At 47.2% G+C, this 23,200-nt stretch carries 25 protein-coding genes; 11 read left to right on the forward strand and 14 right to left on the reverse strand.

Annotated features, from left to right (window positions below):
• Window positions 1-90: 90 nt before the first annotated feature.
• On the reverse strand, window positions 91-2,232 hold the full coding sequence (locus HWY38_RS11675) for a transglycosylase domain-containing protein (RefSeq protein ID WP_069013597.1): 2,142 nt from the start codon (window positions 2,230-2,232) through the stop codon (window positions 91-93).
• Window positions 2,233-2,354: 122 nt separating this feature from the next.
• On the opposite strand from HWY38_RS11675, the gene hmoB reads away from it, so the two are divergent.
• The 3 genes from hmoB to HWY38_RS11690 all read left to right on the forward strand — a co-directional run bounded on the left by hmoB (window position 2,355) and on the right by HWY38_RS11690 (window position 5,614).
• On the forward strand, window positions 2,355-2,855 hold the full coding sequence (hmoB, locus tag HWY38_RS11680; protein ID WP_003155224.1) for a heme-degrading oxygenase HmoB: 501 nt from the start codon (window positions 2,355-2,357) through the stop codon (window positions 2,853-2,855).
• A 117-nt stretch (window positions 2,856-2,972) separates the two neighbouring features.
• Window positions 2,973-4,358, forward strand: coding sequence for a hypothetical protein (locus HWY38_RS11685; protein WP_057080119.1), 1,386 nt, complete (start codon window positions 2,973-2,975; stop codon window positions 4,356-4,358).
• Window positions 4,359-4,426: 68 nt separating this feature from the next.
• The gene (locus tag HWY38_RS11690) at window positions 4,427-5,614 is read left to right on the forward strand and encodes a M20 family metallopeptidase (RefSeq protein ID WP_224181891.1); all 1,188 of its coding nucleotides are present in this window, start codon (window positions 4,427-4,429) and stop codon (window positions 5,612-5,614) included.
• A gap of 23 nt (window positions 5,615-5,637) precedes the next feature.
• On the opposite strand, the gene HWY38_RS11695 is transcribed toward HWY38_RS11690, so the two are convergent.
• The 3 genes from HWY38_RS11695 to ecsA are packed head-to-tail and all read right to left on the reverse strand — an operon-like array spanning window position 5,638 to window position 8,347.
• The gene (locus HWY38_RS11695) at window positions 5,638-6,342 is read right to left on the reverse strand and encodes an EcsC family protein (RefSeq protein WP_003155229.1); all 705 of its coding nucleotides are present in this window, start codon (window positions 6,340-6,342) and stop codon (window positions 5,638-5,640) included.
• 42 nt (window positions 6,343-6,384) lie between these two features.
• Complete coding sequence (locus HWY38_RS11700; RefSeq protein WP_014304729.1) at window positions 6,385-7,611, reverse strand: ABC transporter permease; 1,227 nt, start codon at window positions 7,609-7,611, stop codon at window positions 6,385-6,387.
• Window positions 7,604-8,347: an ABC transporter ATP-binding protein EcsA gene (ecsA, locus tag HWY38_RS11705; protein ID WP_003155231.1), complete on the reverse strand. Its 744-nt coding sequence runs from the start codon at window positions 8,345-8,347 to the stop codon at window positions 7,604-7,606. Before ecsA ends, HWY38_RS11700 begins: the two co-directional genes overlap by 8 nt.
• Window positions 8,348-8,837: 490 nt before the next feature.
• On the opposite strand from ecsA, the gene HWY38_RS11710 reads away from it, so the two are divergent.
• From HWY38_RS11710 to HWY38_RS11720, 3 genes are all read left to right on the forward strand, one after another.
• Window positions 8,838-9,275, forward strand: a complete 438-nt coding sequence (locus tag HWY38_RS11710; RefSeq protein ID WP_007409220.1) for an HIT family protein — start codon at window positions 8,838-8,840, stop codon at window positions 9,273-9,275.
• A gap of 135 nt (window positions 9,276-9,410) precedes the next feature.
• Window positions 9,411-10,490 carry a 3-phosphoserine/phosphohydroxythreonine transaminase gene (gene serC / locus HWY38_RS11715; RefSeq protein WP_044802753.1) on the forward strand — a complete coding sequence of 360 codons (1,080 nt, stop codon included), beginning with the start codon at window positions 9,411-9,413 and terminating at the stop codon, window positions 10,488-10,490.
• A 120-nt stretch (window positions 10,491-10,610) separates the two neighbouring features.
• Entirely contained in the window at window positions 10,611-11,129 is a 519-nt protein-coding gene (locus tag HWY38_RS11720; RefSeq protein WP_224181892.1) for a tryptophan transporter, read from the forward strand.
• Between the two features lie 57 nt (window positions 11,130-11,186).
• Here HWY38_RS11720 and HWY38_RS11725 read toward each other — a convergent pair whose 3' ends face one another.
• The gene (locus HWY38_RS11725; RefSeq protein WP_007409223.1) at window positions 11,187-11,378 is read right to left on the reverse strand and encodes a hypothetical protein; all 192 of its coding nucleotides are present in this window, start codon (window positions 11,376-11,378) and stop codon (window positions 11,187-11,189) included.
• A gap of 117 nt (window positions 11,379-11,495) precedes the next feature.
• Here HWY38_RS11725 and HWY38_RS11730 point away from each other — a divergent pair, with 117 nt between their 5' ends.
• Together HWY38_RS11730 and HWY38_RS11735 are read left to right on the forward strand one after the other, a co-directional pair.
• Window positions 11,496-11,852 carry a YtxH domain-containing protein gene (locus HWY38_RS11730; RefSeq protein WP_007409224.1) on the forward strand — a complete coding sequence of 119 codons (357 nt, stop codon included), beginning with the start codon at window positions 11,496-11,498 and terminating at the stop codon, window positions 11,850-11,852.
• Between the two features lie 179 nt (window positions 11,853-12,031).
• A complete protein-coding gene (locus HWY38_RS11735) occupies window positions 12,032-12,643 on the forward strand; it encodes an HTH-type transcriptional regulator Hpr (protein WP_224181893.1) in 612 nt (203 codons plus the stop codon).
• On the opposite strand, the gene HWY38_RS11740 is transcribed toward HWY38_RS11735, so the two are convergent.
• On the reverse strand, window positions 12,640-12,981 hold the full coding sequence (locus HWY38_RS11740; protein WP_003155243.1) for a YhaI family protein: 342 nt from the start codon (window positions 12,979-12,981) through the stop codon (window positions 12,640-12,642). The two genes, HWY38_RS11735 and HWY38_RS11740, sit on opposite strands and share 4 nt — an antisense overlap.
• A gap of 210 nt (window positions 12,982-13,191) precedes the next feature.
• Here HWY38_RS11740 and HWY38_RS11745 point away from each other — a divergent pair, with 210 nt between their 5' ends.
• Both HWY38_RS11745 and HWY38_RS11750 read left to right on the forward strand, forming a co-directional pair.
• Window positions 13,192-13,722: a DUF3267 domain-containing protein gene (locus HWY38_RS11745; protein ID WP_007409225.1), complete on the forward strand. Its 531-nt coding sequence runs from the start codon at window positions 13,192-13,194 to the stop codon at window positions 13,720-13,722.
• A gap of 60 nt (window positions 13,723-13,782) precedes the next feature.
• Window positions 13,783-14,001 (forward strand): hypothetical protein, encoded by a 219-nt coding sequence (locus HWY38_RS11750; RefSeq protein WP_003155245.1) that lies wholly within the window; start codon window positions 13,783-13,785, stop codon window positions 13,999-14,001.
• 55 nt (window positions 14,002-14,056) lie between these two features.
• Here the strand turns inward: HWY38_RS11750 and yhzE2 are convergent, their stop codons facing one another.
• Together yhzE2 and yhzE1 are read right to left on the reverse strand one after the other, a co-directional pair.
• Window positions 14,057-14,143, reverse strand: coding sequence for a sporulation protein YhzE2 (gene yhzE2, locus HWY38_RS11755; protein ID WP_003155248.1), 87 nt, complete (start codon window positions 14,141-14,143; stop codon window positions 14,057-14,059).
• Between the two features lie 124 nt (window positions 14,144-14,267).
• A complete protein-coding gene (yhzE1, locus tag HWY38_RS11760; RefSeq protein ID WP_017417375.1) occupies window positions 14,268-14,354 on the reverse strand; it encodes a sporulation protein YhzE1 in 87 nt (28 codons plus the stop codon).
• A gap of 158 nt (window positions 14,355-14,512) precedes the next feature.
• On the opposite strand from yhzE1, the gene HWY38_RS11765 reads away from it, so the two are divergent.
• A complete protein-coding gene (locus tag HWY38_RS11765; RefSeq protein WP_032874331.1) occupies window positions 14,513-15,370 on the forward strand; it encodes a peptidylprolyl isomerase in 858 nt (285 codons plus the stop codon).
• Between the two features lie 38 nt (window positions 15,371-15,408).
• Here the strand turns inward: HWY38_RS11765 and HWY38_RS11770 are convergent, their stop codons facing one another.
• The 6 genes from HWY38_RS11770 to HWY38_RS11795 form a co-directional block, all read right to left on the reverse strand.
• Complete coding sequence (locus HWY38_RS11770; RefSeq protein WP_012117207.1) at window positions 15,409-15,636, reverse strand: sporulation YhaL family protein; 228 nt, start codon at window positions 15,634-15,636, stop codon at window positions 15,409-15,411.
• Window positions 15,637-15,750: 114 nt separating this feature from the next.
• Entirely contained in the window at window positions 15,751-16,695 is a 945-nt protein-coding gene (gene yhaM / locus HWY38_RS11775) for a 3'-5' exoribonuclease YhaM (RefSeq protein ID WP_003155251.1), read from the reverse strand.
• A gap of 73 nt (window positions 16,696-16,768) precedes the next feature.
• Window positions 16,769-19,651 (reverse strand): ATP-binding protein, encoded by a 2,883-nt coding sequence (locus HWY38_RS11780; RefSeq protein ID WP_224181894.1) that lies wholly within the window; start codon window positions 19,649-19,651, stop codon window positions 16,769-16,771.
• Complete coding sequence (locus HWY38_RS11785) at window positions 19,648-20,871, reverse strand: exonuclease SbcCD subunit D (protein ID WP_224181895.1); 1,224 nt, start codon at window positions 20,869-20,871, stop codon at window positions 19,648-19,650. The genes HWY38_RS11780 and HWY38_RS11785 overlap by 4 nt, the downstream gene beginning before the upstream one ends.
• A gap of 110 nt (window positions 20,872-20,981) precedes the next feature.
• On the reverse strand, window positions 20,982-22,241 hold the full coding sequence (locus HWY38_RS11790; RefSeq protein ID WP_007610385.1) for an ABC transporter permease: 1,260 nt from the start codon (window positions 22,239-22,241) through the stop codon (window positions 20,982-20,984).
• On the reverse strand, window positions 22,234-23,130 hold the full coding sequence (locus HWY38_RS11795; protein WP_007409231.1) for an ABC transporter ATP-binding protein: 897 nt from the start codon (window positions 23,128-23,130) through the stop codon (window positions 22,234-22,236). Before HWY38_RS11795 ends, HWY38_RS11790 begins: the two co-directional genes overlap by 8 nt.
• Window positions 23,131-23,200: the final 70 nt, after the last annotated feature.

Here is a 23,200-nt window from a genome sequence, read left to right on the forward strand (position 1 = left end):
TTCGTGTTCTTCGCCCATTACACTATACCTTGTTTTTTCTGAATGGTATAGAATTGAGGCTTAATGTTCAAAAAATCGCCGAATTCATGATTAAGAAGAAAAAAGCTTCGGCTGAACGTATTCCGTTCCCTCTCCTTCTTGATTCGTCTGCGAATTAAATGGAACGACTTTGTATGAAGCCCCTGAAAACAGATTGGCGTACGGTATGTCAAAGCTGCCTTTTCCTTTCACCGAATCCAGAAGCTTGTCTTTTCCGTCTTTCTTCTCATATATTCGGTAAACAACCCGATCATCCTTTTGAATATCCCATTTTAATTGAACCGTAATCAGTCCCATCGCCTTAAATGTATAACGGGCCGACAGGGATTTTACCGCTTCCAGCTCAATCGGGCTGCCCAGTTCCTTCACATTTTCAGGCTTTTTGAATGTCCGGCCGTTTTCCCCCGCTTTTGTGACGATATCTTTAAAGAGTCTGACCGGGTACTGGCTTCCGCCTTTCAGGTAATGGGTTTTATCCGTTTTGTCATAGCCCATCCAGACGGCTCCCGTCAGTCCGGGAGTGTATCCCGCAAACCAGGCGTCCTTTGTCGCGCCGGGGATGCCGGTAAATGTGGTCGTGCCGGTTTTCCCCGCCAGGTCACCTTGATAGCTGCCTTGTGAAGCAGTTCCTTCTTTTACGACCTGCTGAAGCATTCTCGTCATATTCCATGCCGTCTGTCCGCTGAAGACGCGCGTTTTGCCGTTTTTAGGCCCGGATAGCGTTTCTCCGTCTTCGTCCGTGATGTTCTCTATAAAAAATGGCTTCGTATACATTCCGTTTGCCGCAAAGGTATGATAAGCTCCGGCAAGCTGAAGCGGAGTGACGCCTTCAGACAGACCGCCCAGCGCAATCGCGAGTCCGTTGTCAGAAATGTTCATGCCGTTTTTCTCAAGATACGATTTTCCCGTATCCACGCCGATCTGCTTCAATGTCCAGACAGCGGGCGCATTTATGCTGTAAGTGATCGCATCCTGCATCGTCACTTCCCCCTTGTACTGTCCGTCATAATTTTTCGGTTCATACCCGTCGTAGGACGTCAGTTTGTCTTGGAGAAGCGAATACGGTTTGAACTTGTCTTCCTGCATGGCGGGCCCGTATACGGCAATCGGCTTAAACGTTGAGCCCGGCTGCCGCTTCGCCGTAACCCTGTTGTATCCTTTTGTCACGTAGTCGCGCCCGCCGACCGCCGCGCGCACGCCTCCGGTTTTATTATCAATAAAGACGGCGCTTCCCTCTGCCGCCTGATCCGTCCCCGGAAAATAGCCGCTTTCCTTCATGAGGGTATATGCCGTTTTCTGCAGCTTGGAATCAAGTGACGTCCGGATCGTATAGCCGCCTTGAAGCAGCTGTTCTCCTGACATCGAATAACGGTCTTCCGCCTCCTTGATGACAAGATCGATATAACTGTCAAACCAAGGCGTTTCTGATGTTTTCTTGACATTAAGCCCCAATGTCCGGCCCTGGGCTCTGACGGCTTCCTTGGCGCTGATATAGCCTTGATCGTTCATCATTGCAAGAATCGTATCGCGCCGTTCTTTATTTTTATCCGGATGCTGAATCGGCGAATAAAGAGATGGCGCCTTCGGAATCGCTGCCAGAACGGCTCCTTCTGCAACGGTTAAATCTTTTACTTCTTTATTAAAGTAGTAGTGGGACGCGGCTTGAATGCCGTAAACGCCATGGCCGAAATAAAGCTGGTTCAGGTACATTTCAAGCAGCTTGTCCTTGCTGTAATCACGCTCAAGATTGATGGCGATAATGACTTCCTTCGTCTTGCGCAAAAATGTTTTATCATGAGTCAGAAAAATGTTTTTCGCCAGCTGCTGGGTGATCGTGCTTCCGCCCTCCACCTTGCCGCCTGCTAAAACATCCCGGAACACCGCCCGGCCGACAGACTTCACATCAATGCCGTGATGTTCGTAAAACCGTTTATCTTCAACGGCGATAAAGGCATCTCTCACATCTTCCGGAACCTGCTGAATGGATACCGGCTCACGATTTTCCGTATAGAGGCTCGCGATTTCATCACCGTCTTGATCGACGATTTTTGAAGATGCGTGCAGTATTAATTTCTTTTCATCGATGACATAATGGCCGAGAAATATAATGATAATGTATCCGATTAACGCGAGAAAAGCGGTTGCCGCCGCAATTACAGCCGGAATAAAGAATCTTTTTTTCTTTTTCAGCATAAGTCACCTCGCCTTTCTTAACTTGTAGTATGGGAAATATTGTTTCGAATTATGTCAGAATGAGTCGCCAATAGAAACTTATACCACTCTTTTGATATACTAGCAAGCAGGAGGTGGCTGATATGAAGGTTTATATTACATACGGGACAGCCGATTTTTTAAAGACGATTGCCAAGAAACACCCGAGTGAGAATATGGTGCTGATGCAAGGGGAGGATAATGCGGTTTTAATTCATGAAACAAATGGAGAAACCGTTTTTCAGGCGCCCCATTCCTATGAAAGCATCGACAGCGTCGGGGAAATCAAAAATCCGGGCTACGCCGTCCTCAACAACATCGCCGTTACCCAGGAAGGCCGTCCGCTGTTTGAAAACCGGTTTAAAAACCGCGCCGGCAAAGTGGAAAATGAACCCGGTTTTAAAGCCATCCGTGTATTAAGACCGCTCGAAGGCGATACGTATGTCATTTTGACCCTGTGGGAAGAGGAAAAAGCCTTTCAGGATTGGCAGCAGTCAAACTCTTATCAGGAAGCTCATAAAAAACGCGGAACATCTGCCGGTATCGACACGACGTCTATTTTTTCCCGTCCGTCTTATGTAACCGCTTATTACGCAATAGACTGAAAACCGCCGGAGATTCTCCGGCTTTTTTGATGTCCTGATTTTACGCATCCTTCTTTGCACCTTCCGCCCGCCTATGAATACCCTGTAGCAATCCTATTTATAAACGGAGTGGTTCAATTGGGGATCGGCGTCTACTCGGTACATCTGCTTTATGTTGCTTTTATCGCGGCCATTATCGTTTTTATGCTTCTCAGAAAAGATACAACCTTTATTTCACTCGCCGGCATTTTTGTGATTGCGCTATGGACGACGCATTCATTCTCCGCTTCGGTCAGCAGCCTGTTTCACAGCTTTACGTATGCCGCCGGAGAATTGCTGCCGACGATTTTTATCATTTGTTTTATCGTGGCGATGAGCGGCCTTTTGACCAAAACCGGTATTAATGAAGCGATGATTTCTCCGTTTGCAAAGCTGATGAAAGGGCCGGCTGTCGCGTATTGGGTTATCGGCTGTCTGATGTTTGCCATCTCTCTTTTTTTCTGGCCGTCACCCGGGGTGGCGCTGATCGGCGCTGTGCTGCTTCCCGCAGCGATCCGGGCGGGCCTTTCTCCGATCGCTGCGGCTATGGCGATGAACCTGTTCGGCCACGGATTCGCTTTATCGGGCGATTACGTCATTCAGGCGGCCCCGAAATTAACGGCCGATGCCGCGGGCATCCCAGTGAGCGATGTCATGCAGGCAAGTATTCCGCTCGTTTTGATCATGGGGTTAACGACGACAATCACCGCTTTCTTCCTCATCATGCGGGATCGAAAAAAAACGAAGGCCCCCCTCTCCTTGGACAGCTCCGGTTCTTTGGACACAAGTATGTATCTGCCGAAAAAACTCAGGGTGATCCTGGCGGTTTTCATTCCGCTTGTTTTTCTCGCCGATATTATCTGCATGATCGTATACCGCCTCCAAGGAAACGATGCGACGGCACTCGTCGGAGGAACCGCGATCGGCATTCTCCTGATCATTCATTTCATTGTATATAAAGAGCGGCATTTAGAAAAGATCACCGAGTATTTTATCGGCGGTTTTCAATTCGGCTTTAAAGTATTCGGCCCCGTCATTCCGATCGCGGCCTTCTTTTATCTCGGTGACGCGGGGTTTAAAAGTATTTTGAACACCCCGCTGCCGAAAGGGTCTGCGGGAATCGTCAATGACCTCGGACTGGCCCTGTCCCATTCTTTTCCGATGTCCGGAGAATTCGCCGGCATCGCCCTGGCCGCAGTCGGTGCGATTACCGGGCTCGACGGGTCAGGGTTTTCCGGTATATCTCTTGCAGGCTCGATGGCAAAGCTGTTTTCTGCCGCGCTTCATACGGACCCGGCCGTTTTAACGGCGCTGGGCCAGATTTCAGCGATCTGGGTCGGGGGCGGAACATTGGTCCCTTGGGCACTGATTCCCGCTGCGGCTATTTGTAAAGTTGACCCGTTTGAGCTTGCCAGGAAAAACTTTATCCCTGTTGCGGCCGGACTTATCATCACGACCATCGCCGCCATCATCATTCTCCCGTAGCAAAAAGATTGAAATCTTCTGACATTTTCTATACAATCATGGGAAAAGCAGACGAGGGGGCATCGCTTTTGACGTTAACGACACTTCAAAAAAGCTTAAACGCTCAGCTTGACGGGCTGTATGAGGAAATGGTTGAAATCAGGCGTCACCTTCACATGAATCCCGAGCCATCCTTTAAGGAGAAAAAAACACCGGCGTTCATCGCCTCATTTTATGAAAAGCTCGGCGTCCCCATCCGGACGAATGTCGGGGGCAACGGTGTCACAGCCTGTATTGAAGGCGGTGAACCGGGACCGGTCGTGGCACTCAGAGCTGATTTTGACGCTTTGCCGATACAGGATGAAAAAGATGTGCCCTATGCTTCACAAATTCCCGGCGTCATGCACGCCTGCGGGCATGACGGCCATACGGCGGCTCTGCTCGCGGCCGGAAAAGTGCTGTACCGCAACCGGGAAAAACTGAAAGGGTCATTTGTGATGATCCACCAGCACGCTGAGGAATTATCTCCCGGCGGAGCAAAAGCAATGATTGAGGACGGCTGCCTCGAACATGTCGATGCCATTTTCGGCACACACCTATGGGCGACTGAACCCGTCGGAACGGTCTTATGCCGCCCGGGCCCAGTAATGGCCGCCGCTGACGGCTTTACGATTAAAGTCATCGGCAAAGGCGGTCACGGTGCGATCCCTCACGATACGAAGGACGCCGTTTTAATCGGCTCACAAATCGTCACGGCTCTTCAGCATATCGTCAGCCGGCGGGTAAATCCGGTGCAGCCGGCCGTCATCTCAGCCGGCTCGTTCACCGCTGAAAATCCGTTTAATGCGATTGCCGATCAGGCAGTCATTTCAGGCACCGTCCGCTCGTTTGACGAAAGTGTGCGCCGCCTGCTCGAAGCAGAAATAGAAGCCGTCGTAAAAGGAATCTGTTCCATGCACTCCGCTTCCTATGAATATCGTTTCAAGCGCGGTTATCCCGCCGTCGTTAATCATCCTGAGGAAGCGGCGCACGCGGCGGCAGCCGCAGCGGAAACAGACGGCGTTACGAAAGTCGTTGAAGGAGAGCCGCAGATGGCGGGAGAGGATTTTTCCTATTATCTGCAGCATACAAAAGGCGCTTTTTTCTTTACGGGCGCCGCTTTAGAAAACGCGGAAACCGTTTATCCTCATCACCACCCGAAATTTGATTTTAATGAAAAAGCGATGCTGACGGCCGCCAAGGTGCTTATCGGCGCCGCGGTAAGCTACCCCCGCTGACATAAAAAAAAACAGCCGGTACATTACGTACCGGCTGTTGTAATTCTTAAATGAAAAACGTGCCTTGCCGTCTCACCGAGCTGTGACAGCAGTTTATAATTGGCCGCTCCGCCCACGGCGGCTCCGACGACCGGCAAAAGCTGAAACAATTTCACCACGTCCAGATAATCGCGATATTCCTGCTGAAAAACTCTCCAATCGACATCATGCTTTTTCGAATCCCACTGTTCAATCATTGAGTATATGCGTTTCCGCTGTTCACCGCTTGAGAAAGCCAGCTGAAAAATAAACAGCAAAAACAATCGCTCATCCCTGTCTTTCACATCATAGCCGTAAATGGAGGCAAGATCGAACAGACATTTCATTTTAATGGATAGCAGCAAAGGAAAATCAGCCATTCCTAAAAAAATTCCGCCGGCCCCCGTACCGATACCTTCAGCTGCCGCGACCTTTTGGTACGATGCGATGGTTTGTCTGGCGAGAGCATCTTTTTCAGCAAGCGTCATACCGTTTGTATCCCGCTTGCTTTTCACCAGATTTGAACCCGCCATTGTTGCTTCGGTCATTTTTTTAATGCTTTCTGTGATGACGGCATGAATTTTTTCGGGAATCCGCTCATTTATTTTCGCCTGCATTCCTTTAGAAAAGCGTTCAAGCATGGAATCTTTGCGCAAAAAACGCGCTTTCCATTGCAGTGCTTCCTGTACCAGCTGCTGATCGTCGGTCATCTGTGTCTCCTTCTTTCATTGAGGTTTCAAAAACCCGATTGATTACAGCTTGCCGTACTTTTTCAATCTTCCGCCCATATACGATGGCATGATCACAAAAATCAGAACGGCTGAAGCAACGGCCGCATACAGCGCCCCGCTGACTCCCGCGGCATAGGCTGACGCTGCGCAGAACAGCAGCGCCTGCACGGTTAATGACGATTTCATCAGCGAAAAGAAACTTTGCAGCTTCGCTTTCTGATTGACCGGGTAAAGCTCCTGCAGAGAAAGATGATGAAAATGCCCGAACAGCGGAAGAAGCTGTATTCCCGTAATAAAGACGGTAAATACGGTTAACGCCGCCGTGATCCACGGATTGGCGGAAACGAGCATAATAATCAGGATAAAAATAATCGTGAGCCTGACCTGAATGCCGAGATAATCATTTGAACGCAGAAAGGCCCGCGCATACATATAGGAGAACGTTTTCCGCTGCTCAAACGGAATCATTCTGAGCAAAAAGTCGAGATACGCCCGGCGTTTTGCCTGTTTTTTCAGGTGAGGCACATCGGTAAACAGATTGGCGATTCTGTAAAACCGCTGCTTCCTTCTTAATTCATATTCAATATGAGCTTCCCATTTTAATGATTTATGTTTTGCGGCCGATGTGAAATACACATAAAGACCGGCCATCACAATGTAGACGGCGGCAGCGTACACATAAAACGACTGTAAGACGAAGTATAAAAGCAGCATATTGCAGATAAAGCGTATGACCGCATCCATCATTTTCATGCTTCTGTCATTCATAAACGTCATCCGCCACTCCATGGCCTGATTCCACGCTTTTACCGCCAGCATCTGAATAAATACGGCGGCATACGACGCAAGCGACGCCCCCGGACTTACAGCGAAAAACAGAGGCATGCATACAAGCGACAGAGCAATAAGCGGAAACAGCTGTGACAGATAGCTGTACTTAAATGAATGCTTAAAGTATGTCCCCATTTTCGGTTCAAGCGGCAGCAGAAACACGAGGTCCGCTTCCTTTAACAGCGTCCGGACGTATGAACCGGTCAGCACAAATGAAAAGAGCACCGCCATCACCCAAAAAGAGGGAAAATGAACGGGGATGTCTTTGACCCACTTGCTGTACCAGCTCGCCGCGCCGGCAATAAAAAAGATCAGCACAATGACGAGATGATCATTGAGCATATATTTCATATACATTCTGGTTTCCTTTATATGCTCTTCAAGCCGGGACTGCCAAATAGTAGACATATTATTCATGGCCGGCGTCTTCCTTCGTCAGTTCAATATACAAGTCATCTAGAGCTGCGTCTTTCATGCCGAACTGCTCTCTCAGTTCTTCCAGTGTGCCGCTTGCCCGCACTTCGCCGTTATGTAAAATAATGAAAGCGTCACAGTAGCGCTCTGCCGTAGCCAGGATATGTGTTGACATCAGCACGCTTGATCCGGCTTTTTTCGCGGCGTCCATCCGCTCCAGCAATGCATTGATCGCAAGCGGGTCAAGGCCGAGAAACGGCTCGTCAATGATATAAAGCGAGGGCTCCGCGAGAAACGCGCACATGATCATGACCTTCTGCTTCATTCCTTTGGAAAAGTGAGCGGGAAACCATTTCAGCCTTTTTTCCATTCTGAATTCTTTCAAAAGCGGAGGAAGCCTTTTTTCAAGCGTTTCTTTGGAAAGGCCGTACGCCATGGCCGTCAGCTCCAGATGCTCTTTGAGCGTCAGTTCTTCATACAGCACCGGCGTTTCGGGGATGTACGTAAATTGCGAGCGGTAGCTTTCCTTATCCTCCGAAAACGTCTTGCCGTTCAGCTCGATCGAGCCTTTATGCGGGTCCATTAATCCGATAATATGCCGGATCGTCGTGCTTTTGCCCGCGCCGTTTAATCCGATGAGTCCGACAATCTGGTTCGGCTCAAGGGTGAATGAAACATTTTTTAAGACCGGGTTTCTCGTATAACCGCCGGTTAAGTCTTTTACCGATAGCAGAGACATAATTTCTCCCCTTCTGATTCGTTTTTCTTCATAGTACCAAAAATAAAGTCTGATTTGAAACGATTCCCTTTTTTTCTCACGTGAAAAGTGTGCATAGTTATCGTTTTGGCGGACATCATAATGTATGTAGAAGGAAACAGCTTTAATCAACTGAAAATGAGGTGTTTATAAAAGACGTCTTAGAACAGTTGGATGAAAATCAACATGTCCTGTGCTTACAATTTCTTCACACACTGCTTTGATGATGTTCTTCATTCATGATGAAATAATCAAATGAGGTGTTTGTCCCAGGAATGATTAAGCAGACCCATAAGTCTTCATTTTAAAAACAAATGAGGTGCTTACAAAAGGCATATTCAATTTTCTGTGATAAAGCTCGTACTTCTGCATCAGGGTGAACGCGCAGCCGTTCATCCTGTTTTTTGTTTTGGCCGTTTTTGTGGTACGATGAGAATATACATATATTTCTTTTCAGGGAGGAAAACTATCTATGCACAAAGCGGACGATTGTATTTTCTGCAAAATCATTGCCGGTGACATTCCGTCTTCAAAAGTATACGAAAATGAACACGTCGTGGCGTTTCTTGATATCAGCCAGGTCACAAAAGGCCATACGCTCGTGATTCCGAAAACACATATCGAAAACGTGTACGAGTTTACGCCTGAGCTTTCTAAAGAATATTTTGAAGCGGTGCCGAAAATCGCACGGGCCATCCGCGATGAATTCGAGCCGATCGGGCTGAATATTCTCAATAACAACGGTGAAAAAGCGGGCCAATCGGTGTTCCATTTTCACATGCATATCATTCCGCGTTACGGAAAAGGCGACGGTTTCGGGGCTGTCTGGAAGACCCACGCCGAAGACTATACGCCTGACGATCTTCAGGAGATCGCTTCAACCGTCAGAAAACGGCTTGCCTCATCTTAAAGATGAGGTTTTTTTGCGTCTGGAAACACAAAAAACATAAATTATATTTTTTTATATCAAAAAAATCAAAAAATTGTGATAGGATAATTGTATTATTTCTTACACTAAAGCGGAAAACAGGGAGAGATCGTAAACATGGAACGTACAACGAATTTCAATGCAGGACCCGCAGCCCTTCCACTGGATGTGCTGCAAAAAGCACAAAAAGAATTTGTCAACTTCAATGATACCGGCATGTCCGTCATGGAGCTGTCCCACCGGAGCAAAGAATATGACGCGGTGCACCAAAAAGCCAAAAGCCTTCTGAAAGAACTGATGGATATTCCCGACGATTATGATATTTTATTTCTTCAAGGCGGCGCAAGCCTTCAATTCTCCATGCTGCCGATGAACTTTTTAACACCGGAAAAAACGGCGCACTTCATCGTAACGGGCGCATGGTCTGAAAAAGCACTCGCCGAGGCGAAACTGTTCGGAAACACATCCGTCACGGCAACAAGCGCAGATTCAAACCACAACCACATACCGGAAGCGGACCTCTCAGGAATCAAAGACGGCGCCTACCTGCATATTACATCAAACAACACGATTTTCGGAACGCAGTGGAAAGAGTTCCCGAATTCACCGATCCCGCTCGTAGCCGACATGTCAAGCGACATCCTGAGCAGAAAAATTGATGTCAAAACGTTTGATGTCATCTATGGCGGAGCCCAAAAAAACCTCGGGCCGTCCGGCGTCACGGTCGTCATCATGAAAAAATCATGGCTTGAAAACGAAAACGCCAACGTCCCTAAAATTTTGAAATACTCCACTCACACAAAAGCCGATTCACTGTATAATACGCCGCCTACGTTTGCGATTTATATGCTGAGCCTCGTCCTTGAATGGCTGGCTGAAAACGGCGGTGTCGAAGCGGCTGAACGGCGCAATCAGGAAAAGGCCGACGTCCTGTACGGCACAATCGACGCAAGCGGCGGGTTTTACGCTGGGCATGCCGCAAAAGACAGCCGTTCTCACATGAACGTCACGTTCACCCTCCGCGACAGCAGTCTCACGAAAAAATTCGTTGAAGAAGCGAAAGCGGCTAAAATGACCGGACTCGGAGGCCACCGCTCAGTCGGAGGCTGCAGGGCGTCTATCTACAACGCCGTCAGCCTGGCTGATTGTGAAAAACTGGCTCAGTTTATGAGAAAGTTCCAGCAGGAAAACGAATAAATTTCTTCTAACATAACGGTTCCTTTGATATACTGTTTGCATATCAATTTTTCCGGCCATCGCAATAAATGACGAGCATATTATTGGATGGCGAAAAAGCTTAGCAGAGGAGAGCTTAGTATGAAAACAAAAGAATTAGTCATTATGGCCCTGTTTGCGGCAATCGGAGCGGTGCTTCATTCCATTATGCCGCCGGTATTATTCGGAATGAAACCCGATATGATGCTTGTGATGATGTTTATGGGTATTCTGTTATTCCCCCGTGTGCAGAACGTGCTGATGATTGGGATTGTAACGGGAATCATTTCCGCACTCACGACATCTTTTCCGGGCGGACAGCTTCCGAATATCATTGAAAAACCGGTAACGGCGTTTCTGTTTCTCGCGCTGGCGCTTTTAGTGAAGAAGAACGTGAAAACAGCGGCCGCCGCCGTCATTACGATAGCCGGCACCTTCATCTCCGGTTTGCTCTTTTTGGCGCTGGCCCTTCTGATTGTCGGCCTGCCGGGCGGATTCACCGCATTGGTGCTCGCGGTCGTCCTTCCGGCGGCTGCGCTGAATACGATCGCCATTATCATTATGCATCCGATTGTGCAGACGATCTTAAAACGGTCCAATATGATTGAAACGGTGAAATAACCGCATACCGAAACCTCTTCCGGCCGGAAGAGGTTTTTTAATGTGTTTCAGCATGTTTTATACGAGAAGTTTTGTGAAAAAGATAAGGAACAATGCGAGGGCGGTTCCTGCTGAGCAGACAATGGCCTTTTGGCGGACGACCCGCTTCGGCGGATAAGAAGCAGCCTGGCCGAGCAGTTTCAGGTAATAAACGGCGCCCGCCGCAAAGACAAGAGCCATACAAGATAAAACAATCATAAAGACAGACAACCTTCTCCCTCCTTTTCCCTTAAAAAATATGCTAAAATAAAGCAAGCTATGTATAGAAGTTTATTCTTCTGAACAAAAATGATAAAAGTTATGAGAAAAAAAACGGGGTGATTTCAAATGGCTGACGGACGTTCCCTTTTAACAGGCCTTTTCGTAGGCGGATTGATCGGAGGCGCAGCGGTGTTACTCTCGGCTCCTTCATCCGGAAAAGAGCTGCGGGGCAAAATCAAAGCGAATTGCAATTCAATTGAGGACACAATCAAACGGTTAAAAAAAGACGGAATGGCGCTTAAGGACCAGCTTGTCCAAACGGCGAAAGAAAGCGCAGAAGTCATTAAAGACGTAGGCGGAGAGCTTCAGACCAGCATTAAAAGGTGGCAGGAGGAAATCAAGCCGCACCAGCAGGATCTCCAAAAGGAAATCGCTGATATCGAAGAGAAAATCAGACAGCTGGAGAAAACCTTACAAAACTAATATCCTATACAACCAAAAAAAGTGCGGACATATTGCGTTCCGCACTTTTTTTTGCGGTTTAAAGCCTTTCCCAGCAACGGATGAAGAATTTATTATAAAATTCTTAAATTTTCATCTTTATTAATCTTTATTTTATTGGCATAATAGAGGAAAAGAAAATGTGAAGCAGGTGATCTGTATTGAATCGTGTTGAACCGCCTTACGATCTAAAAGAAGCTTTAATCTATACCCAAAAAATGGCGCAGCTGTCCAAAGCGCTCTGGAAATCTATCGAGAAAGACTGGCAGAATTGGCTGAAGCCGTACGATCTTAATATTAATGAGCATCATATATTATGGATTGCCTATCAGCTTAAAGGAGCTTCTATTTCAGAAATCGCCAAATTCGGCGTTATGCACGTATCAACTGCATTTAACTTTTCAAAAAAGCTTGAAGAACGGGGATATCTGAAATTTTCCAAGCGGCTGAATGATAAACGGAACACGTACATTCAGTTAACAGAAGAAGGGGAAAATGTATTCGAAAGCCTGCTTGAGGAGTTTGATCCGTCGAGAAACGCTGTGTTTAAAGGCTCACAGCCGATCTACCACTTATTCGGGAAGTTTCCTGAGGTTGAAGAATTAACCTGTGTCATCCGCCACATTTACGGAGAAGATTTTATGGAGATATTCGAGAAATCATTGACAAACATAAACAATGATTTTGATAGTGAAGACGGAAGGCTGAAGAAAAAAGCAGACGAATCGGCTGCCCATGAAACGGCTGAAGAGCTGGAACCGATCAACAGTTAATCAAAGTGCTTCATAATCTCAATAAATTCTTCCATCAGCGCTGTATAAAGCCCCTGCTCATACAGAGCAAAAATCGTTTCATGAACATCTAATTTTTCGTTCAGCTGTCCCGCAAAAAGCGCAAGGAGCTTGTCAAACGTCACAAAGCCTTGCGCTTTTTGCGACTCCAGCTCGTCCTCCAATTCGCGGCAGATCCGCCCGACCTCTTCTCCTTCTTCTTCGGTCAGCCCTTTTTCAATCATCATCGCATAAAAAGGGTACTTATCCATATCCACCGTTTTCACCAGCAATTGTATGTAATATTCTAAACGCCCGATACGCTGATCCATTGAATCCATCCGTTTCACTTCTTTCTATCTTTAATCTTATTTTAGCTGATAATGAATGGAGAAGAAAGGTTAAACCGTACATTTCCATGTTTCATCGAGCTCTTCTGTTCTTCTCTTTCCAGGTTTATTTTTTTCTTTAAAAAAGGATTGATTTTTTCTCCTGAAGAGAGTAAATTATTTTGAGATTGTATTCCATCTTTGTACGGAAGGATGACTCTGATGAATTGCTGGAAAACCATTAATCTGATCAAAGATTATGGTGCGGTTCGTTTATTATTGACTGCTGTAGGTTTTATGATCCTGTTTTTTATATGCAACTTCTTGGCATTCGGGCTGCTGCGTCCGAATATCAGTTTAAGTGACGGGCACGTGTTTGCTTTTTGTGTTCTGCTCGTTGTTACTTTATTTGTACATAAAGTCATACATGTCCTGCCGATGATCTGTAAAAAAAGAAAAAAGGAAATGAAAATGTACTTCTTGCGGATGCCGACATGGAAAGGCATACCGAAAACAACGATGCTGATTTCAACGATCAGCCCGTTTTTATTCATTACGCCGTTATTGTTTTATGCCGGACTGGCATTTCCGAGACACGCTCATTACTTTTATATGATTTCGAGTATTCATGCGGGGTATTGCCTGCCTGATCTTCTGTTTGCGCTCCATCTGGTCAAAGCGCCCAAATCATGTCTGATTGACCAGGAATCCGACGGTTTTGATATTTTAGTAAAAAAAGTGCCGGAGTCTTGATGTCCCGCTGATTTTTCAGGTTACATTCTATCTTTTTTAATAAATATTTGGTAATGTAATATGGGAGCAGTTCAGAGAGAGGGGGAATCTCCCATCATTTTATTCTATTTTATCGTGGCTGCCCTGTTTATTCTTTATTTCATAAACAGGCTCACAAATACATTATGCCTTGTCAGAGAGATTCCTGAAGACCGGCAGGATAAGGTATTCCGTTTTATTAATGTATCTATTTTAATTTTACTGATCTCTTCATTCGTCGAGATCTCCTTTACTGTGTAAACAGGCAAAAAATATGGCTGACGGAGGTCTGACCCCCGACAGCCATATTTTTTTCTTAATAAAGCCAAGAAGCGCCGATGATGATCAATAAGATGAACAGAACAACCAATAATGCAAAACCGCCTGCAAATACTTCACCCATCTCCAAAAGCACCTCCTACAAAACGTTTTATTTTTCCAATTACATCATATGCAATTTACTTCTGAAACGATTAGGCGCCCGGGTAAGAAAACGGACCGCTTTTGGAAAAAGCGATCCGTTTCGCTTAACAAATGTAAGCTGCACCTACGATGATAAGCAATATGAACAGTACTACGAGCAGTGCGAAACCGTTTGAATATCCTCCGCCCATGGTTCATTACCTCCTTTTCATGATCAATATATTTGTATGTATCAGGAAAAAGTTTGACTAGACGAATGCCCTTTATTTAAAATCTTTTTACAGAAAGCCACAATATGTTATGATACGCATATGCAATTTAATTTGGATGATTAGGAGTGTTTAATGGAATGAAGAAAATCGCGATAGCAGCTATTACGGCAACGAGCGTCCTGGCTCTCAGCGCTTGCAGCAGCGGCGACAACGACGTGATTGCCAAGACGGATGCCGGAAATGTAACAAAAGGCGAGCTCTACACGAACATGAAAAAAACCGCGGGCGCAAGTGTGCTGACACAGCTCGTACAAGAAAAAGTATTAGCAAAAAAATACAAAGTATCGGATAAAGAAATCGATAACAAGCTGAAAGAGTACAAAACGCAGCTCGGCGATCAGTACAGCGCCCTTAAACAGCAGTACGGCGAAGATTACCTGAAAGATCAGGTGAAGTACGAACTGCTTGCGCAAAAAGCGGCGAAAGACAACATCAAAGTGACTGACTCCGATACGAAAGAATATTACGACGGCTTAAAAGGTAAAATCCGCGCGAGCCACATCCTTGTCGCTGACAAAAAGACAGCTGACGAAGTGGAGAAAAAGCTGAAAAAAGGCGAGAAGTTTGAAACGCTTGCGAAAGAATATTCAACTGACAGCTCAAAAGACAACGGCGGCGACCTTGGCTGGTTCGATAAAAAGTCAATGGATGAAACATTCAGCAAAGCTGCATTCGGCCTGAAAGTCGGACAAGTCAGCGATCCGGTCAAAACCAAATTCGGTTATCATATCATCAAAAAGACAGAAGAACGCGGCAAATATGATGACATGAAAAAAGAACTGAAAGAAGAAGTTCTTAAGCAGAAATTAAACGACAACTCAGCTGTACAGGCGGCAATTCAAAAAGTCATGAAAAAAGCTGACGTAAAAGTTGAAGACAAGGACTTAAAAGACACGTTTAACACTTCAACATCATCATCTTCTCAATCTAAATAAAAAAACTGTGCGGGCTCTCGGCGAGCCGCACAGTTTTTTTATGCGATGGAATGATTGGAGTTTTCTTCCGCATCCCCGTTTTCACTTGCGGGCGCCGCCATACGGCGCTCGCGTTCCTGTTCCATCCGTTCAATATACACCCTTCCTTCTTTTTCAATAAACGACTGGTCAAGCTTTTCCTCTTCTTTAGCTGTTGTGAAAAGCTTATAAGCGCTGAAAATAATTCCGATAATGCAAAGGTATACCCACCAAGGAAAAAATAGCACGTCGGTTTCCTCCCTTTTTCACCCAGAGTCTTTATTCTAAGCTATGCTTGATAAAGACAAGTTATGAGAGCTGAACGTAAAAAAGACCGATCATAGAGAATCGGCCTTTTTATCTTATTGATGGAAAGTCGGTTTGTAGAAAGAACGGTTTTCAAGCGCAAATACACGCTCTGTGTATTCGCCCGGCTTCACCCGTTCCAGCGCTCTGTCCATCATGATCATTTTTGCATCCAGATTGTCAATGTAGTGCAGAATTTCCGCTTCTTTCACCATCGGCGGTTTCGGGCTTCCCCATTCCGCTTTTCCGTGATGGCTTAAAATCAAATGCTTCAGAATCAGCACTTCTTCAGCGTCAATCTGAAGCTCTTCGGCTGCTTTTGAAAGCTCTGTCACCATGATCGAAATGTGCCCGAGCAGATTCCCTTCCACGGTGTACGTCGTGGAGACGGGGCCTGAAAGCTCTTTTACTTTGCCGAGATCATGCAGAATGACTCCGGCATACAGTAAATCCCGGTCAAGAGACGGATACAGATCGGCAATCGCTTTTGCCAGGTTCAGCATGGACACTACATGATACGCGAGCCCGGAGACGAACTCATGGTGGTTTTTAGCCGCAGCCGGGTAATCCATAAACTCAGCCGCATATTTTTTGACCAGATGTCTTGTGATCCGCTGGATGTTTGGGTTTTTCATTTCAAAAATGTATTGAGTGACGGTTTCCATCATTTCATTTTTCGGAATCGGCGCCGTTTCCAGAAAATCATCAATGCTGACATTTTCGTTCTCGCCGGCCGGCCGGATGTTTCTCAGCTTAAGCTGGTTTCGTCCGCGATAGTGATGGACATCTCCGATCACCTTCACAATCGTCTGCGCCGCGTATGTTACTTCATCAGTCGGCTTGGCATCCCACAGCTTCGCTTCGATATCTCCCGATTGGTCCTGCAGCATTAACGTCAGGAATGGTTTTCCGTTGCTTGCGATTCCCTTAGTCGAAGATTTAATCAGAAAGTATTGATCGACCTGCTCGCCGACCTCGTGCAGCATAATACCTTTTGCCATTCTATTAAAAGCTCCCTCCATATCTTACATAATACCAGTATAGCACATACCTCTTTTTTGAAAATAAACTCTTTTATGACAGGAGCCGCATGACTTGTCCGCTGTGAAAAGACCGGCTGACATGCTCATGGCAGGTGAAATAAAGTATCTGCCGCCCGCCTTCTGAAAGCTGATTCAGCACATCAAACAGCCGCTGCAGCCGCTGCCTGTCAAAATGGACAAAACTGTCATCAAGTAAAAACGGCAGTGATACCGCAGATTCCCTCTCTGACGCAAGGGCAAAACGAATCGCCGCATAAAGCTGCTCGCATGCCGCCTGTGAGAGTTCGCCTGCAGAAAACACCGTTCCGTCTTTCCGCATGACCATAATGGAATCATCAGCCTCGGAGAAATACAATTTGTGATAGCGTCCGTCCGTAAGCGGTCCGTATAATGCGCCGGCGGTTTCTAACAGACGGGGAAGCGTCACTTTTTTATGCCGCTCCATTTTTTCCCTTATAATGTGTCTGACCGTCTGTAATGCGGCCCACTCTTTAGCGGTTTTTTTCACGCGCTCCTTCTGCATTTCTGTCTGCTGTTTTAAATCGGATACAAGCCCCGAGGACTCCAGCTGCTCTTGCTTCACCGTTAATAAAGCGGTTTGCTCACGGAGCTGCGCGCTTTTTTCCTCAAGCGTTTTTTTCTCTGTTTCCTTCTGAACGACTGTATGTTCAAGTTCGGACACTGTGCGGCTCATGTACGGCTCCAGCTGTTTTCCGCCTATGCCGGACAAGTGCGTTTTGATTTCGCGCAGCTGCCGCTCTGTTTCCCGGCGGCTTTCATTCAGCCTGGCGAGTTCACAAAAGTGTTCGCGGTTTTTTGCGCCTGCCGCCATGAAAAGCTGTTTGACCTGCTGTTCGTAGTAATGAACTTCTTCGTTTAATTCACGCATTTGCTCTTGTGCATGCAGCAGATCCGTTTCGAGCGCCTGTTTTCGTTTTGCTTCCTCACGGGCCCGTTCCGCCTGAGCCAGCAAAACGTGCAGTCTTTCTTTTACGGACAGCTCCCTTCCGTCTGAAGGACTCAGCTTTTTGACCCGGTCCTCAAATGCTCTTTGCAGCTTTTGCAGCCTGCCCGCTTCAATGGTCAGCTCATGCTTGTTAAGGATTTCTTTTTTGACATCTTTCATCACATGATATGCGTCAAGAAGATGGGAAGGACTTCCTGAAAACCCCAGTTCATTCATAAAAAGTTCCGCCTGTTTTTCATACGGCGCCATTTCGGCCTCCCATTCTTCATATTGGCGGATGACTCTTTCATATGCCGCTTCTTTCTGTTCAAGCACGGCTTGATCCGCAATCAGCTGCTGCCGGTGCCGGCCGTCACGCCAAAGCTCTTCCTGCAGAAGATCAGCCGCTTCTTTGGAGATCGTGGGCTTCTTTTTCTTGTGTCCGGGCCTTCCTCTTTCTGACGGCAGCGGTTTTTGCATGCCTGACAGCATATACAGCAGCAGAGCACCGGTAAAAAGGGCGGCGGGCAGCCATTCCTTTAACATAGCGAAAATCGCAATGAACAGAATGCCCGCACAGAGAAAGAGCTTTTTTTGTTTGGCGCGCTGTTTTTCCAGATGCTGTACATGTGCCTGCCATTCGTTTCCTTCTGTATCAGCCGTTTGCTTATATGCTTGTAAAGCGGCTTCTTTTTCTTTCCTGACAGCGGGGTCCAAAATGTTTTCCGCCGTCACGGCATGTTTTCGTTCGGCTTCTTCCAGCTCCAGCCGCGCTTGTTCGAAAATCGCATCAAGCTGTGTCTTTCTTTCTCTAGCCTGTCCGGCGCTCTGCACAGCTTCCTGCAGCCGCCATTCATATTCATAATCGGTGTTCAGTGAAAGAATGCCGTCCTCCTCATGTCTTCCGAGCTGCTGCAATCCTGACGAAACGCGGGCAGATGTCTGCCGGATCTGTGATTGGATGGCGGCAAGCTGTTCGCCGCGCGATTCGTACATATGCTGCTCGCCGGAAAGCTCCTGCAGCTGCCGCTCTTTTTGCAGCAAGTCCTCATTTGGAGCGAGCAGATCAGCCTGCCGCCTGAGTTCAGCCGCTTTTGCCCGAAGCCCCTCAAGACGGGCCGCTTTCGGATGGAGATGCGATTCGTATTTTTCAAGCTGATGCATTCCGTCCTTCGGGAATTGCTTCAATGCTTCCGGATAAGAAGAAAGTTCGCTTTCCAAGGCTGTTTTTTTGTCTGCGAGCGGCTTTGCTTCTATCGCCGATTTTAATGTTTTGATTTCTTCAGTTATGTCTTTCAATCGTGCTTCGGCATCCTGCAAACGGCCGCCGGCGCTTTTTTTCTCTTCCAGAAGGCTGTGATAGCCCGCTTCCGCAGCTTCCGCCTGTTTCAGCTGGGCGCTGAGCCGCTTTAATGTATCCAACTCCTGATTTAAGCGGGGGTTCCGCCCGTTCGGCTTATACATCCTGTCAAGTTCTTTTGCCAGTCGCCCGTCAAGCTTTGCTGCCGCTTCCGACCCGAATAAGCTCGAATACAGGAGAAACTCGCCGATTTTGTCCCGGTTAAAAGCTTGAATCTCTTGCAGTCCGAATACATCAAACGAATAGATCGCTTCGTACAGCGCCCGGTCTGTATCGGAGAGAAGCTGTTTGAGCCATTCTCCGTCCTTGATTTCGCCTGAAGCCGTATACACTCTGACTTTTTCGGCGGCGCCTTTTGTCCGTTCGATTTTGACAGCACCGTGATCGCCATGCTTCAATTCCACAGTGCCGCCGTAAACCCCGCCGTTTTTCGGTTCGTATTTTTTTGATTTCGGAAAACCGAACAGCACGCTTTTGATGAAGGACATCAATGTCGTTTTACCCGCTTCATTTAATCCGTAGATCACTTGCACGGGAGAATCTGACAGCTGAAAACTTCGGTCAGAAAATTTTCCATATTGGTAAATATGCATCGCCGTTATTTTCATCGCTGAAGCTCCTTCATTTGGCGTCTTAAAACGGCTTGAGCCTGCCGCTTAATATCCAGTATCTCTTCATCTGTAAATGAAGCCATCTGACGCCGGTATACGGGATGACGCTCCAGGGCTTCAAATACACCGCTCATGTCCGCGCATTGTTCTATGTCCTGAAGCAGCCCTTTAAAAAACGGATCGGGCGGCACGCTGTCTGTTTCGTCCGTCCGATCCTCAAGCGCAAGCGGCCAGACGAAACATTCCTCTTCGGCCTCTTCCTCCTGTAAAGCGGAAAGAAGCTCCTCCGCGATGCCTGCGGGCGCCTCCGTCCAAAAGCGGGGCGCTGCGCCGCGAAGCACCAGCCTGACACATGCCGGGCGGCCCGCCGCGCGCAAGCCGGAGAATGTATCTGATGCGGTTTTCAGAAGTGAAGTCATATGTTCAGCTCCGGAGATATCAAGATCAATTTCCTCCCATAACACATCATGCGCTTCTTTGAATTCCCAAGACATCTCACCGTTTGCCGCCCGGACGAGATAATATCCCTTAGGTCCGGTTTCTTTTAAATGCCGGGCTTGAATATTCCCGGGGTAAATGGCGGCGGGATGCTGGGCGGACAGAACCTGCCGTTTATGAATGTGTCCGAGCGCCCAGTAATCCATGCCGCTTTTTTCAAGGTCTTCTTTCGTAAACGGGCAGTACGGGTCATGCCCTTCCGCTCCTGATAACATGCCGTGGAGCATGCCGATATGATAAGGCGCGCCGGTCATTTTCCGGTAACGGGCCGCCTGATTGACCGTTACGCTTCTTTCCTGATAGCTGCATCCGTATATGCTTGCCGCAAGCTCTCCGTTTTTAAAGAAAGATTTTTCCTCCGGTGTATCCGAGGTGAAGATATGTACATTTTCCGGCCATTCAATCGGCGTCCACTTACCGCCCAAATGATCATGGTTGCCGAATATGACGAACACTTGGATATCCTCTTCCTGTAATCTCGCAAACTGTTTTCTCAAAAACAGCTGGGCTTTTAAACTTCTGTTGGCTTCGTCAAACAGATCCCCAGAAAGCAGCACGAAATCTGCCTGCTCCCGGAGTGCCCCGTCCGTCAGTCGGCGGACGCTGTGAAATGTGCTTTCTTTAATACGCGCATATACCGGTTCAGGCAGATTCGAAATGCCGTAAAACGGGCTGTCCAGATGCAGGTCAGCGGCATGAATAAACGTCAGATCGGCCATCTCGCCCTCCCCTTTCTGCAAATTGAATTACCCTTATTTTAGCACCGTTTTTATACGAATGCACGTTCTGCAAAATAAAAAAACAGCCCGGCTGTTCCGGGCTGTTTCACTTATTTCTTGGAGATGCGCAGCGCTTGTTTGATCGCTTTGAATCCGCTGGCGTTTCCGTAAATCAAAACGCCGCCTTTGTAAATTTTCGCGCCGACCGCTGCAAAGATCACGATAGTGAGCAGTGTCAGGGCGATTCCGGCCGCAGCCTGCCAAAACGGGATATCGAGCATCCCGACGCGTAAAAACATAATCATCGGCGTGAAAAACGGAATGTAAGATGTAACGGTAATAAAACCGGCGTCAGGATTGCCGATGCCGAACATGGCGATCATAAAACCTGCCACGACTAAAAAAACCATCGGCTGAATCGTCTGCTGTACGTCCTCTATCCGGCTGACAACACTGCCTAGAAACGCGGCAAGCGTCGCGTAAAGAAAATAGCCGAGCAAATAGAAAATGACGGCATAGACTATCGTCGAGACGGGAACATCCGTAAAATTGAGAAATGCACTGATCGGCGACGACGCATCATTTTGAGGGTTCAGCTTCAGTGAGAGATAACCCGCTGCAATCAGCACCGCAAACTGTGTGATCCCCACGAGCGCGATACCGAACAGTTTGGCAAACATCTGCTGAATCGGCGGCATGCTTGAAATTAAAATTTCCATGACGCGGGACGATTTTTCCGTCGCCACTTCCATCGCAATCATGCTTGCGTACATGATAACTGAGAAGTAGATGACAAACAGCATGATGTATACAAGCCCCATTACCTGACCGAGCTCTTCCTCAGACTTCGCCCCTTTTTCCAGCGCGTCTTTGCTGACTTCCGGCGGAGTGTAGAGGCTGCTGACTTTTTCTGCCGAAATGCCGAGCTTGGCGGTTTCGACAGCGGTTTTTGTCTGGGTTAAAGCCTGCTTGAGCAGTTTATACGCTGATTCATCGGAAATGGTCAGCGCCTTGTATGCTCCTGTTATCGTTCCTTTTTGATCTTGTCTGATGATAAACAGTCCGTCCCATTCACCGTCTTTGACACGCTTTACGGCATCTTTTTCGGACTCCTTCGTCTCCATTGCCTGCAGATCATTGTCTGTATCCGCCGCTTTAAGCTGTTTTGCAAACGCCGGGTACAGCCCGCCCGTTTCATCAATCACCGCGATTTGCTGCTTGCCGTCATCCGATTGAAACACGGATATAATCGACTGCAGGTTGGTCACCGCTAATACTAATAAAACGGTAATGGCGGTCGAAATAATGAATGACTTTGTCGTGATTTTGTTTTTATATGTATGAAACAGCATAATCCAAAATTTACTCATAAACGGCCCCCACCTTTTCTATAAAAATATCATGCAGTGACGGCTCTTCCAATTCGAACTTCCGTATAAAACCTTTCCCTTGCAGCGCCCGGAAAATATCCTGAGAAACCGGTTCATTCGCGACCTGCAGTCTGATCCCGTCATTTGTTTCCTTCCATTTCACGACGCCTTCATGCGTTTTTAAAAAGCTGAGGTCATCATCTGAATGAACGGTGACATTTTTTTTGCCGAAAGACCGCTTAATGTCTTTCAGATTGCCTTGAACGACGGGTTTTCCCTTCTGGAGAATGCATAAATTCTCGCAAAGCTCTTCCACATGCTCCATTCGGTGGCTTGAAAAAACGATGGAAACGCCGCTGTTTTTCAAAGAAATGACCGCTTCTTTCAGCAGCTCGACATTCACCGGATCAAGACCGCTGAAAGGTTCATCGAGAATCAGCAGTTCAGGCTTATGCAGGACGGCCGAAATGAACTGGATTTTCTGCTGGTTTCCTTTCGACAGCTCTTCGACTTTCTTATTCTTGTAATCTGTAATGCCGAACCGCTCGAGCCATGTCATGAGCTCTTTTTCCGCCTCTTTTTTGCCCATTCCTTTTAATCTCGCCAGATAGACAAGCTGGTCACTCACCTTCACTTTCGGGTACAGCCCCCGCTCTTCCGGGAGATAGCCGATTTTTTCACTGATGGAATAATTGACCGGCTGCCCTTTCCAGGTGATATGCCCGTCAGTCAGGCTTAAAAGACCTAAAATCATCCGAAAGGTCGTCGTTTTTCCCGCGCCGTTTGCGCCGAGCAGCCCGAACATTTCTCTTTCAGGTATTTGCAGGTTCAAATTGTCAACAGCGGTAAAGCTGCCGAATGTTTTCGTTACGTTTTCAATTGTAAGCACGAATCCAACTCCTTCCTTGACCCATTATATACTAATAATGGGTAAAAATTAATGGAGGATTTTAAATTCT

The sequence above is a fragment of the Bacillus sp. KS1 genome (assembly GCF_020075515.1).
Taxonomy (GTDB): domain Bacteria; phylum Bacillota; class Bacilli; order Bacillales; family Bacillaceae; genus Bacillus; species Bacillus velezensis.